A 14524-nucleotide genomic window follows, 5' to 3' on the forward strand; every position below is an offset into this window, starting at 1 on the left:
CACTCGGGCCGCCGAACTGCGCTGGTTGTCTCACGAGGCTCAGGAACTACCGGCTCGGACTGCCACGATCAACAAGCCGCGCCGAAGATGCCCCAATCATCCCCACCTACGGAAAACGGGCCTAGCCCCCGGCGCGTCCACCACGGTCCGCTTCAAGGTCGCCAGATCCGACCTGGCCCTCTGGGACGTCACCCGGAACCGCTTCGTCACCGAATCCGCCACGCACGACATCCTCGTTGGCAGCTCCTCGACCGCGATCCGGCAGCGCACCACCGTCAACGTCCCCGGCGAGCAGATCCCCCGGCGCGACCTGACCCGCCTCACCCGGGCGAGCGACTTCGACGACTACTCCGGCATCGAACTGGTCGACGAAACCAAGCCCACCGGCACGGCCGTTGGTGGCACGGTGACCGGTGACTGGATCGCGTTCAAAGACGCCGACCTGCGCGGCCCGGCGGCCATCACCGCCGGAGTTTCGTCCGTGGCGGGCGGTTCTATCCAGGTCCGCCTCGGTTCCCCGACCGGACGCCTGATCGGGACGGTGCCGGTCCCAGCCACTGGTGACGTTTACTTCTGGACCACAGCAACCGCCCCCTTGACCAGAACCACCGGTACCCAAGATGTGTATCTGGTCTTCACGGGGGACCTCAGAATCCGAACACTCACGCTCAGCTGACCGACTCTCTATTGCACGAAGCCCCCGGCAGGCTGGCTAAGCCGCACCAGCCTGCCCCGGGGGAGGGCGGAGGAGGTGCCCTGCCAGGGCGAGCCAACCGCGGCGAACCGCAAGCGGGCGCCATTTTCGGCGATCTGCCCGACCACGGGATCATTTCCCTCCCGCGACCGCCTGGTACTCCTCCCGGAGGTTCGCGTGGTGTTCCTTTCTCAGCTCGTAGTCGACGTGGCCGGGAGGCGTGGCGTCGAATGCCTCCCTGCTCAGTTCGAGGGCTTCGGCGAGAACGGCCACGTCATTGTTGTGCAGGTAGAGGAGATTCAGCGAGCCGGCGAGCACGGAGACGTAGGCGGGGCGGTCCGGGTGGTCTGCGGGGGCGGCGGTCACCGCTCGGCGGCCCACGTCGACCGCCTCCAGGAGGTAGGCGAGCTTTCCGGCACGCCGGGCGAGTACGTTGAGAACGCGGCCGAGGTTACAGAGCTGGCGAGCGCGGTCGTCCTCCAGGGAGGACGGCGCTTCCAGCGCCTGCCTGCTGACCCGCAGCGCCTCGTGGAGGGACGCCTGATCTCCGACCGCCTCGGAGCGGGTGCGCAGGGCGGCCCCGAGGTTCGACAGGAAGGGGGCATAGTGGTCGTGCACGGGCGGAAGCTCGTCCACCGCCCTGCGGTAGAGCACGATGGCCTCCTCCAGCAGGTCCAGATCCTGCGACCGCTGGAACTCGGTGCTGAGCGCGTTGGCGTCACCCAGCCATCGCCAGCGCGTGTCCTCTCCCACCTCCCCTTTGCGGAAGTGCTCGCGGACCGCGTCGGGAACGCTTCCGGGATCGTGCCGGTAAGCCCATTCGAGCATGTTCAGCGCCATTTCCAGTGCTTCCGCGTCCTCCCCTTCCGGAAGGAACCGGTAGCGTTGCCAGCTCAGCCATCCGACCGCGTGCGCGGCCTCCCATTCTTTCTCCAGGCTGGACACCGATTCGAGGAGGTGCAGCGCCTCGGTCCACGCCTTGCGTTTGAAAAGGCGGCTCGGGTCTCCGGTCCGCTCGAACTTCGCCAGGCGGGCTCGTACGGCCGCCAGCGATTCACCGTCCATCACCAGCCCCCTTCGACGGTCACGGAAATCTTTTCGCGCGGGGCCCCCGGTGTCCATACTTGAGTCGTGAACGACGAACGCATACGGAGAATGGCCAAGCTCAGGGCGATTCTTGAGGAATACTCGGCGACCCGCGACGCCCTCCCGCTGTTCGACAAGAAGACCACGAAGAATGTCACGAAGCTGGTCGCGACGCTGGCGGAACCAGCGGACGACGTCGACGCCGCCTATACCCTCGGCTGGTTCCACTGGCTGCGGTACGAACATCTGCCGGAAGGCAAAGACCGGGACGACCTGAATGCCGCCGTGACATTCTTCGGACCGGTGTTCTCTGCCGATCCGACAAGGGTGCCCGACGACCTGCGGGCGTACTTCCTGCGGCAGGAAGCTTCCATAGAGCGCGCTCTGGACCGGGCAGCCGAGCTGCTGGACATCCACCAGCTGGACGGAGACCTGGCCGGGATCGAGGAGGCGACCGCCCTGCTGCGGCAGATCGTGGCCGAGACGGCTCCCCAGCACCGCCACTACGCCGACCGCCTCTCGGATCTGGGTACGGCCCTGCGGTTGCGGCACGCGGCCACCGGCGACCGGTTCGCGCTGGCGGAAGCCCTCGAAGTGAGCCGTATGGCCATTGCCGCCCCGGCGCCGCCCAGCACCGACCGCGCCCCCCACTTGAGCAATCTCGGGCGGGTCCTGGTGAGCCTGTACCACTCGACCAAGGTGCTGCACTTCATCGTGGAGGCAGCCCAGGTCAGCCGTACCGCCGTGGAGCTGGCACCGGACGGCCATCCTGACCGTGGCACCTATCTTTCCAACCTCAGCAACGCGTTGACCGTGCACTACAACGGCACGGGAAACACCGAGGTCCTGCGGGAGGCCCTGGATCTCAGCCGGGAAGCCCTCGCCGCGACTCCCGCGGGTCATATCGACTACGAGGTGCGAAGGCGGCATCTGGAGAGCCTGCAAGCGGGCGTGCAGCGCTGAGTCATCGTCCTGTGTACACGTGCGCGGCCCAGAGGCTGGGTACCTGCCGATACCGGTCCCGAGCGGCGCGGACCGCGTGATGCAGCGCTTCAGCCGCTCGCTCGGGGGCGAACCGCTCCCGCGCCGAACCGCCCAGCCGCGCATAGAAGGACTCGGCGATGGTGCGGGCGACGCTGTCGTTGATCTCCCACAGGGTGCCGACGACGTGCGGGAATCCGGCCAGCTGAAGGGCCGTCGCCAGGTGGATGGCCTCGTCGGCCAGGTGGGAGTCCTCAGTGATGGCGGTGCGGCAGGCGGACAGGTAGGCCAGTTGGGCACGGTCGAGCCGTACCGCGCCGAGGCTGGCGACGGTGAGCGGCGCGGTGGTGTGGTCGGCGAGCAGCAGGGTGGAGCGGGTCGGATCGTCGAGATCGCTGGAACCGTGCCCCGCGAAGTGGAACACGCGGCAGTCGGGCAGGTGCCGGAGCACGTTCTCCCTGGTCGGGCGGAGGCCTGCTGATCCGCTGGCGGTCAGCAGCACGGCTTCCGGGAACCTCGCGGCGATCATCGCCGCCTCGTCCTCGACGTGGATGAGCGCGCCCGGCACGCCGGGAGTGGTCGGCATGACGACGAGGAGCGGCCGGGCGCGCTTCTTCGCGGAGGGCGCTTGACGCGCATACCCCAGCGCCCGAATTGTCGGCGTATAAGAGGAAATAACGCGATCGATTACTGCCTGTCCGTTGTTCGCCCGGTGATACCCGGCCGCGTGCACGGGCAACCTGCCGAGCAGCCCTCCGGATGCCCACCAGACCCTCGGCCACACCTCGCCGACGCCAGGGCAGGCGGCGAACCCGAGAGCGTCCAGGATCGGCGCGGCGACCACGTCCCACAACCACTCCAGGCAGTCGAGCATGCGTTCCCCGCCCGCTTTCCGATCCGCCAGCCGCGACTTCGGATCGAGCGAGTCGCGTAACCCCTGGGTGAACCGCGCGGCCCGATCGGCCAGCAGGCCGAGGTTCAGCTTCCGCAGCGGCACGTGCCTGACGCCGTCCGTGGCGAGCAGGAGCGCGTCACATCGGTGAGCGCTCGTGTTGAGTGTGATCACCGGCCCGGCTTCGGCCTGGGCGACCAGATCCGGTACGGCGAGGGGTCGGCCGAAAGCCTCATGGCCCGGGAGCGCGCGGATCTCGGCGAGCACCCGGGTGAAGGCTTCGCCCGCCTCGCGGCGTTCCGCCGAAGGATCGCTCACGGTCGCGATCCCGCTCCGGAACGCCTCGGCGACGTGATCCTCGGGGCGCTCCAGCAGGTCCCGTAGCCGGATGAACTCCTCGGCCAGGTCGGGCCGCCGCGCCGCGAGATCCGACAGGTCGGTCCGGGTCTCCAGCAATTGCCCGAGCAGCACGGAACGCCCGAGTTCGAGCATGCCCAGAGCGCGGGCCGCCGCGTCCGGCCCGCCGCTGGTCAGCGCCAGCGCCGCCGCGTCGGCGGCCACACCGGTCACCCTGCGGGTGTGCGCGAGCCGGTCGGCGTGGTCCAGGCGGCGCGGCATCGTCTCCGGCAACAGCCGTACCGCCGAATCGAGCAGCTCGGCCGCGCGGGCCGGATCATCCGGCGCGGCGAGGCCGGAGGCGAGCATCGCGATCTGGACCCGTGTCGAGGGAGACGCCGACTCGATCCGAATCGCCTCTTCCAATGCCGTGAACGACTTGTCCCGATCTGCCGGGTCCTCGGTCGCCCGGTAGCGCAACTCCAGCCCCGTGCCCAGGGTGCGCAGCGCATCGGCTTGATCCGGGCGACCGGCCGTCTCAGTCACCGTCGTCTCGGCATGCGCGATGGCGGCGTCGAGATCGGCTGCGGCTCGCGCTTCCTGGAACCGTTCCAGCAGCATGAGCGCGAGATTGTCGCGGAGCACCGGTCGGACCGCGCCGGCCATGCCGCCCTCGGCCAAGGCGGTCTCCGCCGCCGCGATGGCCGCGTCCAGATCCTCGGCGAGACCCGTCAGCTTGAAGCGCTGCCGCAGCGCATTGGCGTAGTTGCCGTGGAAAATCCCATGATTTCGGCCAATGGTCGCTGCCGTCTGGAAGGCGTCGATGGCGGCGTCGAGGCACCTGGCCTCCCGTAACCGTGGATAACGGAGCATCAGCACCGCGCCGAGACCGTTGAGCAGTTCGGCCCGGTACGGGTGGCCAGGCGCGCACGTGGCCACGGCGAGTTCGCTCGCCCGCAGGGCCATAGCCAGGTCGACCAACTCGTTCGTACGCATGAAGCGGGCCTGCAACGTGCCCGCCAGCAGGTGCAGCCGGTTCGGACGCTCGGGATCGTCCAGGGCCGTCAGATTGACCGAAGCCCGGCGGGCCTCGACCGCTTCGTCCAGATCCGCCCGGGCTCCCGTCCGCTCCGCCCGGCCAAGGAGCGCCTCCGCCAGATCGCTCAGCCGGTCGGCCCGCTCAGCGCCCTCGGCTCCGGACACCGACCCCCGGATCTCCTCGATGGCGTCGTCCGGGGGATCTGTCTGGGACGCCAGAGCGCGCGCGAGATTACTCGCGTACACCCGCATGCCCGGATCGTCCGGACGGGTTAGCCGGATCGCCTCCCGGTAGAAACCGAGCGCCGCGTTCAGGTCCTCGGCCAAGCCGTAGTCCTGCGCTCGGTCTGCCAGCGTCTCGGCAAAATTGTTCATGTACCGAGCCAGATTCTGATGACCTGGCGGGGTCGAGGCCACCACGCTCCGCTGCAGAACGGCCGCGCGTTCCAGGTCGTCCCGGGAGCCGGTCCGCCGATACCGCAGCAGCAGGGAAAGAGCGAAATTGTCCTGGCGGCCCGCGTAGTTCTCATGGTCGCCGGGCGTGTGGAGCGCGATCCGCTCCCAGAGTTCCACGGCATCGTCGAGCAGGTCCGGGTCGTGGACTTCGGTCAACTCCTGGAGAAGATCCTCCGCGGTGGCGACGGCACGATTGGCGAGCAGCGGCAACAACGGCTCCGGGAGATCCTCGTCACGAACGCCGTTGATGTACCCGCGAGCGCAGTAATCGACCGCGGCGCGAAGGTCGGAGTCCCGCCGCTCCGCCAGATACCTGAACCAGGACAGCTGGCCCAGCCGGGTCCAACCGACCAGGTCGCGCTCCTCGACCAGTTCGGCCAGCCGACGCTCGTCCGCCAGGGCCTCCGCAGCCATGAGTTCCGCCGCTTCCCCCTCCCGCGCCCGTTCGAGGCGTCGCCGCAGCACGGTGAGCAGCTTCTCCCGTTCCCCCACAGATCCTCCTCACGTCATCGCGATCGCAGATAATTGTCGTCGCGGCCGTGATAAGCGTCCAGAGAGTCCAGCCGGTGGCGCCCAGCAGCGGGCGGAGGTTCGCCGACACCGTGAGCGACCACAGGATGTCCGCCGCTTCGCCGACGGACAATCCGGGTTTGAGGCCAAAGCGGTCGGCGACGTACGGTGCCCGCGACAGCGAGCGACGGCCATCCATTGTGGCCAGGCGTGGAAGGGAATTGTGTGCTAGGTAGTGATGTGCGGAACCTCGTCGGATGGCGACTGGTAACGGTATGCGCCGGCTGGGGAGTCTTCTGGGGCGCCTGGTCAGGACTGCTCCCCGCCATCAAAGAACAACTCGGCGCATCCACAGCCGATCTCGGATTAGCCCTCACCGCGGTCTCCATCGGCGCGATCCCCGCCATGATGATCACCGGTCGCCTCGCCCGAGGCCGCGAAAGCCTGGTTCTCGCCCTGTCCATGGCCGGCCTGGCCGCCGTCGCGGTCGTCCTCGGCTTCATCTCGGAGCCATGGGTTCTCGCGCTGGCCCTCCTGATCCTCGGCGTCACCAGCGGAAGCGTCGACGTCGCGCTCAACATGGCCACCGCGCGCGCCGAACGCGTGACCGGCCGGCGGCTCTTCCAGCCGGTCCACGCCGCATTCCCGGTAGCCGTGATCGTCGCCGCCCCCGCCGCCGGTTTCGCCCGAGACCTGGGCATGTCCACCCCCGCCGTCCTCACCTGCGCCGCCACCCTCGTCCTCACCGCCGGCCTGGCCGCCGTACGCCTCCCGCTCGGTCCCCCCACCCAACAGGACAACGAGAAGAAGCCCCGACCCGGCCTATGGGGAATCGGCGTCATCCTCGGCCTGCTCGGCGCCTGCCTGCTCATCGTCGAGAACGCGGTCGAACAATGGTCGGCCATCCTCCTGGAGGACCACCTCGGCGCCGGCCCGGTCCTGGCCGCCGCCGCCCCCGCGACCTACATGGCCGCCCTCACCACCGGCCGCCTGATCGCCCAAGCCCTCCCCACCCTGACCACCAGAACCCTCTTCCTGATCGCCGGCCTGGGCGGTTCGATCGGAATAATCCTGGCCGGCCTAGCCACCACCCCTTGGCTCAGCCTGGCCGGATTCGCCCTGTCCGGCCTGGCGTTCGCCCCCCTGATGCCCGCCATCCTCAGCGACGCCGGCACCCACGACACCACCGGCGCCGTCGTGACCACCGTCTCCGTCGTCTCGTACACCGGATTCGTCATCAGCCCCCTCGCCGTCGCCGCCCTGAGCCTGGGACTCCCACTCCCGTACGCCCTGGCCTGCCTAGGCGTTCTCGGCCTCCCCCTGCTCACCGCCGCGATACGCCCGATCACCCAACGCGACTAACCCCGCAATACCGCAGTAACAGCCCGGGCAATCCGCAAAGCACCCGAACGGGATTTCGCTATCCTCCCGCTATGGCCGAATCGATCGGGGAAAGACTGGCCTCTCGTTACCTCCTGCTCCGACCTCTCGGTTCCGGCGGCATGGGTACGGTATGGCTGGCGAGGGACGAGACCCTTGACCGCGAGGTCGCGGTCAAGGAGTTGCGCTTCCCCGACGGGCTCGAGGAGCGCAAGCGGGCCGAACTGGTCGCCCGGGTGATGCGCGAGGCGGAGGTCACCGCGCGGTTGCGGCATCCGTCGATCGTGGGCGTACACGACGTGCTCGTCGAAGGCGGCAAGCCGTGGATCGTGATGGAGAGGCTGCACGGCCGCAACCTCGCCGACGAGGTCAGGACGCACGGCCCGCTGCCGGGCCCGCGGGTCGCTGAGATCGGAGCCCGGATGCTGGAGGCACTGGCCGCCGCCCACGCCCTCGGCGTGCAACATCGGGACGTGAAACCCGGCAACGTGTTCCTGACCAGCGACGGCCGCGTGGTCCTCACCGACTTCGGCATCGCCCGCCCCGCCGACACGACCGCGCTGACCGGCGACGGCATGCTGATCGGATCACCCGGATACATCGCGCCGGAACGCCTCTCCGGCGAGCCCGGCGGCCCGGAATCCGACCTGTGGTCGCTCGGAGCGACCCTCTACCTGGCCCTGGAGGGCACACCCCCGTTCAAGGGATCCCAGGTGGAGGTCCTCTACGCGACCATCTCCCAGGACGTCCCCCTGCCCAGGACCGCCGGGCCGATCGGACCGCTCTTACGCTGGATGTTGTCCCGCGACCCCGGCGCCCGCCCGGAACCGGCCGCCGCCCTCGACCTGTTCCGGCAGATCGCCCGCGGCGGCATGCCGGACGTGACGATGCCCATGGCGGCCCGGCAGCGCCGTACCCGCCGATGGCTGGTCGCCGCCGCGGTGGCCGTCCCCCTCCTGGCCGGAGCCGCGTTCGTGGTCCCCTGGGGCGGCGAAGAACCGCCCGCCCGCCGCTCCTCGCCGACGTTCGCCACGGCCGTCGACCTCTGTACGGCACTGCCCGCTCCCGAGATCACCTCCGCCCTCGGCCAGACCGCCCCCGGACGGAAGATCGAGAAAGGCTGCCAGTGGACGGTCGACGGCACCGGCCTCCGCATCGACCCGCTGACCGACTCCGACACCCCCGACCCCTGGGCGCTGACCGCCGACTCGGCCCGCACCCTCTTCGCCGCACTGCGCCGCCAATCCGACAACGGCCTCCGCGAAGGCCAATTCATCTGGTACGAAATCGGCGCAGACCGCAAACAAGAGGTCGTGATCTCCCGCCCCCGGACCCTGCCCGGCGTCGGCGAGGAAGCCTACGCCTGCGACGTGAGCTCCCCCGACGGCCGGGTGCTCAGCAACCTGGTCTTCTTCCGCCTGGGCGACCTGGTCGGCAAGATCGAGTACGCGGATCTGGGCACCCGCACCCCCGAGCAGATCCGCACCGCGGCCGAACACGCCGCCACCGTCGCCGCCGACACGTTGTGGAGCCGGGCGTAGTGAACCTGCTCGCCGGCCGATATCGGCTTGTCGAACCCCTGGGCCAAGGCGGCGAGGGGACCGTCTGGCGTGCCCACGACGAGCTGCTGCGGCGTGAGGTCGCGGTCAAGCAGATGCGCGTCCCGGCTCGTCTCAGCCCCGGCGAACTCGCCGAATACACCGGCCGCGCCCTGCAGGAAGCCCGCGCGGCGGGACGGCTCAGCCACCCGTCCATCGTGATGATCCACGACGTGGTGCCGCACGACGGGCAGCCCTGGATCATCATGGACCTGGTGCCCGGCACTTCCCTGGACAAGCTGATCCCGCTGCCGCCCAACCGGGTCGCCGAGATCGGGCTGTCGATCCTGGACGCGCTGGCGCTCGCCCATCACAACGGCATCCTGCATCGCGACGTGAAACCCGCCAACGTCCTGATCGGGGAGGACGGCCGGGCCATGCTCGCCGACTTCGGTATCGCCGCGCCGCTCGGCTCCGATCCGGCCGACAGTTCGGGGTCTCCGGCGTACATGGCTCCCGAGCGGTTCCGGCGGGAACCCGCGGGCCCGCCGTCGGACCTGTGGTCGCTCGGCGCCACCCTCTACACCGCCGTCGAGGGCCGCGGGCCCTTCCACCGGGAACTCCCGGCCGCCGTGCTCGCCGCCGTCCTCATGCACGAGCCGCCGCCGATGATCCGCGCCACCCCCGGGCTCGCGCGCGTGATTCTCGCCCTCCTCGACAAGGACCCCTCCCGCCGCCCGCCCGCCCCGGCCGCGCGGCACATGCTGCAGTCCCTGCTGCCGCCTCCCGTTGTCGTACGGCCGAGAAGAACGGGACGGCTGGTTGCGATCGGCGCGCTGACCGTGGCCCTTGGTGTCGCGGCGGGGCTTGCCGCCTGGAATCTGGGCAGTGATCAGGACACGCCGGGGCGTTTCTCGGCTCTGCCGGATCCGTGCGAGGGGCTCACCACCCGGCAGGCGAACGAGGTTCTCGGTGATGGCGCGGATCGTGGTGAGCAGGATGGGGGTAGTTGTGGGTGGGCGCAGCACCGTACCAACACCACGTTGACCATCACCTACCACTTGAACCCTGCCGAGAATCAGGCCGCGCGCGCGTTCGACGGCTACCGTTCCGGCGGGGCGGCCGAGGAGTACACGCTCGCCCAGGGCGCGTTCACCAGGAACATCAGCGAGCCCGGAGTCACCGGCACGTCCGTGTGGTTCCGCCAAAGCAATCTGATCGTCGAAGTCGCCTACCGGCAGTCGGGCGTCGCCGCGCCCGACGCCTCCGAGCGATCACCCACCTGGCAGGCCGCCACCCACGCCGCCACCCTCGTCAGCGTCGGCCTCGGCTAGCCGTCTCCCACCCTCCAGGAGCCCTTCATGACCACACCGCCGAACACCCCATGGGACCCGTTCAAGCCTCCGCCGCGCCGCCCCCTGAACGAACCCAACCCGGATCCCCGCTCCTACTTCCCCCCACCGCCATCCCCGGACCCTCCACCTGAGCCACCCCATCCCGAACAGTCCGGCCAGCCACTCGCCGAGACAGAGTCCGAGTCCATCGAACCCGGCTCGGAGTCCGCTTCCGGGTCCTCTTCCGGGTCCGAGCCTGATTCTCCTGAGCCCGAGTCTCTTGCGCCTGAGTCCGACGCTATGGCTGAAAGTCGCTCTTACGGCGGCCACGACATTTCGCGTACGGCCTCCGAAGAGAATGATCACCGAGAAGATGCGACCAGAAGGCTGGACAATTCCGACTTGCCCTTCGGCCCGCCTCCTGAGCCGAGCCGGGGTCGTGTATCCGAGCCTGCGCCCGAGGACACCTCCGCGCATCAGTCGGCCCGAATCCTGCGCCCGAATTTCGGGCGAAACGCGGATGACCGTCCAGAGTCCGCCGCGGACTGGCCCTCATTTGACGTGCCGACGACACGAGCCGCGGGCGGGTACTTTGACGCCGCCGCGGAGTTCCGATCTGAAGAGCGGACTGATCCGTCAATTGAAAACGCGCCCGGCCTGAGTCCAACCGGTCATTTTGTCCCACCTTCGGCGTTCGGGGCAGCCGAGTCTCTTGACGACACCCAGGATTCGGACCCCGACACCCGACCGGTTGAACGTTTGCCTTCGGGCCCGATCCCTTGGCCCTCCGCCGCCGACCCCGGCGAACGCCCCGAACCCCGCGCCGCCCAGAACGCGGAAGAACCATGGCGGGATGGACCACCGTTACCACCCCCGCCAGGTCGGCAGCACGAACCGCCCGTCGCTCCCGGCTGGCCCCAACCAGCACCGTCCAACGATCGCGACGAGCCAACCAAGCTCCACGAACTCCCCATCTACACGCCGCCACATGTGCTCTCCAGCCCTCCCGCTGAAGGATCTGCCACAGGCCGGGAACAGGACGCCCCGCAACCACCGGACGCGCCCGGATCTTGGCAGGGCGGCCATCCCCAGCCGGACATGCCAGGGCATTGGCCGGGCGGTCCACAGTCACCGGACGCGCCCGGATCTTGGCCGGGCAACCCTCAGCAGCCGGGTGCGCCGGGGGCTTGGCCGGGCAATCCGCAATCGCCAGATGCGCCCGGATCTTTTCAGGGCGGATCTCTGCCGGCGGACACGCCGGGGCCTTGGCCGGGTGGTCCACAGTCACCGGACACGCCTGGATCTTGGTCGGGCGGTCCGCAGCCGCCGGACGCGCCTGGATCTTGGCCGGGTGGGTCACAGCCGCCGGACGCGCATGGGCACTGGCCGGGTAGTCCTCCGCAGGCGGGCGCGCCAGGGCCTCGGCCAGCTGGGCCGCAACCGCCGGACGCGCCTGGACCTTGGTCGGGCGGGGCTCAGCCTCCCCCTCCTTCGGGAGCGCCGTGGCACCCGTCCGGGCAGGATGCGGGGCCGTACCAGATGGCAGGCCAGTGGCAGGGGTCCGGGAGCGGGCCCTGGCCGGGGACCACGCAGCCAGGCGGCGGCTGGCAAGGGCCGCCGCGAAAGCGGCGTGGCTGGGTGGTGCCCGTCCTGGCGCTGGTCGTCGTGCTCCTCGTGGCCGGCGGCACTTTCGTGTTCATGAAGACCCAAGCCGGCGACCAGACCCCGGTCGCGGCCACATCCTCCGGTAGCGCCGCCCCCTCGGCGACGACGTCGGCCGCCGCGAACGCAGGCGCCAACGCCGACGTGTGCGGCATGCTCGACCCCGTCGAAACGGAACGCCTCGTCCCCCAAGCGAAGATCGACTCCCGTACCAGCGACAACAGGGCCGACACGATCGTCAGCTACGTCCGCTGGACCTGCACCTGGGCAAATCGCAATATTTCCTACCGCGACGTCACCCGCAGCCGCGAGATCGTCGTCAACGTCGCCCGGTACGAAGCCCTAGGCGAGACCACCGCCGAGAAGGCGGCCAAAATCCAGTTCAACGGCGAACTCAGCCAATACACCTACGGCGGCAACAACTCCACCAAGGAGCGCTACTACTCCAAGCCCACCAAGTTCACCGGCGTAGGCGAGGAAGCCGTCGCCCAGTACCAGCTGGTCCGCGAGAAGGACTACCACTACTCCTTCGGCCAGGGCATGGGCCGCGTCGGCAACATCACCTTCCAGGTCAAGTACGAAGCGAGCCAGCAGCACAAGGAAGCCGACCTCTTCTCCGCCGAGACCAAGCAGTCGATCACCGAAGCGAACGCGATCCGCGAGGTCAAGGTCCTGCTCGGCCAGTTGGCCCAGTCGGTCACCGCCTGGCAGCAGGGCAAACCGTCTCCCTTCGCAGGAAAGGCTCGCCCGAGCCCTACCCCGACCGCCAGCCCCAAGCCCGTGCTCATCGACCTTCCCCCGCATTGCGTCGCGCTGAACCAGGTCGCCGCCGAACTCGTCCCGCAAACCAAGGGCGAGGCGGCCACCAGCAAGGACGGCAAGGCCGAACACATCCAGTGCCAGTGGTGGAACGACAAGATGCCCGTCGCCGACGGCAAGATCCGCTGGCGGAACCTCATGGTCAGCGTCCGCGAATTCCCCGACGCCGACTCCGCCCGCTTCTTCCTGATCGACAAACGTGGCAAGACCAAGTTCACCGCGAGTTCCAGAATCGGCGGCATCGCCTGGAGCAAAATCACCAAGCTCCCCGGCATCGGCGAGGACAACTACGGCCAGGCGATCAAACAGAAGACGGACACCGCCTACTCGGCCCGCTACGAGATCTACGCACTCCAGGGCACCCGGGTCGTCTACATCCTCTTCGGCGGCAGCGATCGCCCCGCCGACACCCCCATCAACTCTCCCGACTCCACCCTGATGGACCTCCGCGACGCCCTGAACGGCGCGAAGACCACCATCACCACCGTGCTCAAAGCCTTGTAAAGGCCCTCACCCGCTTCGACTCGGCCCACCTTCCAAGACGAAGCGGGTGGCGGCAAACAATTCACCCCAAGGCCGCCAGCGTTCCGCAAGGTCGCCCACATCACCTTCTGGAACGGGTACCAAATCCGCCGTAAGCATCAACATCCGGGGGGGACCATGGCGGCTTGCGAAGTATGCGGCAACGACTACGACATGACATTCGAGATCCACGCCCAAGGCGTAGTCCACACCTTTGACAGCTTCGAGTGCGCGATCACGCGGATGGCACCCATCTGCGAGCACTGTTCCTGTCGCATCGTGGGCCACGGCGTCGAAGACGAAGGCAGATGGTTCTGCTGCGCCCACTGCGCCCGCAAAGCCGGCGCCACCGCCATCGTCGACCGCGTCGGCGCCATGCACACCTGATCCGCGAGAATCAGGGCGATGCCTCGTGCAGGATCGGCCAGAATTCCACCTGGCTGAGGGCGGCCGCGGGCAGTTCGGCGGCAATCTCCAGGGCGCGGGCCTCGTCCGCGACGTCCAGGAGGTAGGTGCTGGCCAGGTATTCCTTAGCCTCCAGGTATGGCCCGTCGGTGACGACGGGCATACCATCCCGGACCCGGACCGTTTTCGCTTCGGTGACGTCGGCAAGGCCGTACGCGCCGAGGAGTTCGCCGGACTTCATGTGCCTGGCGTTGAACGCGTCGAACTCGGCGATCATCGCCTCGCGCTCGTCCGCCGGGATCGAGTCCCAGAACGCCTTGTTGCCGTAGATGATCAGAAGAAACTTCATGACATCGACCTTAGCCTCGGATGGCGTACGGCCAGGCGACCTGCTCTTAGTCGTTCCGAGGGCTGCCTCCCCAGCGCGCGATATCCCCCTCGTCGACCTCCCGGGGCTGCTCGGCCAGTTGCGTGATCCGGATGTGATTGCCGAACGGGTCACGGAGCGCGCAGTCGATGCCGTACGGCTGGACGACGGGTTCCTCAGTGAACTCGACACCCCGCGCCTTCAGCGTTTCGTAGGTCTTCCGGCAGTCGTTGGTCGTGAGGATGGCCGCGACACCCATCGCGCCCTTGGTCACGAGGTCGCGCACCTGAGTGGCCACCTCAGGGCTGAGCGCCGGCGGTCCGGGCACCTCCAGGAGGATTGCCCGGCCAGGGTCGCCGGGCAGCGCGATGGTCAGCCACCGCATGAAGCCCATGTCGACGTCGCTGGCGACCTCGAACCCGAGCTTGCCGACATAGAAGTCCAGGGCTGCGTCCTGGTCGAGTACGCGTACTGAGTGAATGCTGATCTGCTTGAACATGCAGC

At 68.8% G+C, this 14524-nt stretch carries 11 protein-coding genes; 7 read left to right on the forward strand and 4 right to left on the reverse strand.

Translation table 11 applies throughout. The features are described 5' to 3' along the window. Window positions 1–676, forward strand: a 676-nt coding sequence (locus ABGB08_RS48695) for a carbohydrate-binding protein (RefSeq protein WP_347605464.1), incomplete at its 5' end; no start/stop codon positions are given. A gap of 150 nt (window positions 677–826) precedes the next feature. Here the strand turns inward: ABGB08_RS48695 and ABGB08_RS48700 are convergent. Beyond that, on the reverse strand, window positions 827–1759 hold the full coding sequence (locus ABGB08_RS48700; RefSeq protein ID WP_347605467.1) for a tetratricopeptide repeat protein: 933 nt from the start codon (window positions 1757–1759) through the stop codon (window positions 827–829). A 66-nt stretch (window positions 1760–1825) separates the two neighbouring features. On the opposite strand from ABGB08_RS48700, the gene ABGB08_RS48705 reads away from it, so the two are divergent. Continuing rightward, the gene (locus ABGB08_RS48705; protein ID WP_347605470.1) at window positions 1826–2743 is read left to right on the forward strand and encodes a hypothetical protein; all 918 of its coding nucleotides are present in this window, start codon (window positions 1826–1828) and stop codon (window positions 2741–2743) included. A gap of 1 nt (window position 2744) precedes the next feature. Here ABGB08_RS48705 and ABGB08_RS48710 read toward each other — a convergent pair whose 3' ends face one another. Beyond that, window positions 2745–5975, reverse strand: coding sequence for a CHAT domain-containing protein (locus ABGB08_RS48710; protein WP_347605473.1), 3231 nt, complete (start codon window positions 5973–5975; stop codon window positions 2745–2747). Window positions 5976–6233: 258 nt separating this feature from the next. Here ABGB08_RS48710 and ABGB08_RS48715 point away from each other — a divergent pair, with 258 nt between their 5' ends. The 5 genes from ABGB08_RS48715 (at window position 6234) to ABGB08_RS48735 (ending at window position 13635) form a co-directional block, all read left to right on the forward strand. Further along, a complete protein-coding gene (locus tag ABGB08_RS48715) occupies window positions 6234–7355 on the forward strand; it encodes an MFS transporter (RefSeq protein ID WP_347605476.1) in 1122 nt (373 codons plus the stop codon). Window positions 7356–7426: 71 nt separating this feature from the next. Further along, the gene (locus ABGB08_RS48720) at window positions 7427–8914 is read left to right on the forward strand and encodes a serine/threonine-protein kinase (protein ID WP_347605479.1); all 1488 of its coding nucleotides are present in this window, start codon (window positions 7427–7429) and stop codon (window positions 8912–8914) included. Then, window positions 8914–10245, forward strand: coding sequence for a serine/threonine-protein kinase (locus ABGB08_RS48725; protein WP_347605482.1), 1332 nt, complete (start codon window positions 8914–8916; stop codon window positions 10243–10245). Before ABGB08_RS48720 ends, ABGB08_RS48725 begins: the two co-directional genes overlap by 1 nt. Window positions 10246–11883: 1638 nt before the next feature. Beyond that, the gene (locus ABGB08_RS48730; RefSeq protein ID WP_347605485.1) at window positions 11884–13230 is read left to right on the forward strand and encodes a hypothetical protein; all 1347 of its coding nucleotides are present in this window, start codon (window positions 11884–11886) and stop codon (window positions 13228–13230) included. Between the two features lie 156 nt (window positions 13231–13386). Continuing rightward, entirely contained in the window at window positions 13387–13635 is a 249-nt protein-coding gene (locus ABGB08_RS48735; RefSeq protein ID WP_347605488.1) for a hypothetical protein, read from the forward strand. Between the two features lie 10 nt (window positions 13636–13645). On the opposite strand, the gene ABGB08_RS48740 is transcribed toward ABGB08_RS48735, so the two are convergent. Next, a complete protein-coding gene (locus tag ABGB08_RS48740) occupies window positions 13646–14002 on the reverse strand; it encodes a YciI family protein (RefSeq protein WP_347605491.1) in 357 nt (118 codons plus the stop codon). A 46-nt stretch (window positions 14003–14048) separates the two neighbouring features. Continuing rightward, window positions 14049–14519: a VOC family protein gene (locus tag ABGB08_RS48745; RefSeq protein ID WP_347605494.1), complete on the reverse strand. Its 471-nt coding sequence runs from the start codon at window positions 14517–14519 to the stop codon at window positions 14049–14051. Window positions 14520–14524: the final 5 nt, after the last annotated feature.

It is taken from the genome of Acrocarpospora sp. B8E8 (assembly GCF_039871605.1).
Lineage (GTDB): Bacteria > Actinomycetota > Actinomycetes > Streptosporangiales > Streptosporangiaceae > Acrocarpospora > Acrocarpospora macrocephala.

What these genes read in the sequence shown, in the direction of transcription:
- ABGB08_RS48700 (WP_347605467.1), bottom strand. Translation starts at nt 1,759, where the DNA reads ATGGACGGTGAATCGCTGGCGGCCGTACGAGCCCGCCTGGCGAAGTTC.
- ABGB08_RS48720 (WP_347605479.1), top strand. Translation starts at nt 7,427, where the DNA reads ATGGCCGAATCGATCGGGGAAAGACTGGCCTCTCGTTACCTCCTGCTC.
- ABGB08_RS48735 (WP_347605488.1), top strand. Translation starts at nt 13,387, where the DNA reads ATGGCGGCTTGCGAAGTATGCGGCAACGACTACGACATGACATTCGAG.
- ABGB08_RS48745 (WP_347605494.1), bottom strand. Translation starts at nt 14,519, where the DNA reads ATGTTCAAGCAGATCAGCATTCACTCAGTACGCGTACTCGACCAGGAC.
- ABGB08_RS48740 (WP_347605491.1), bottom strand. Translation starts at nt 14,002, where the DNA reads ATGAAGTTTCTTCTGATCATCTACGGCAACAAGGCGTTCTGGGACTCG.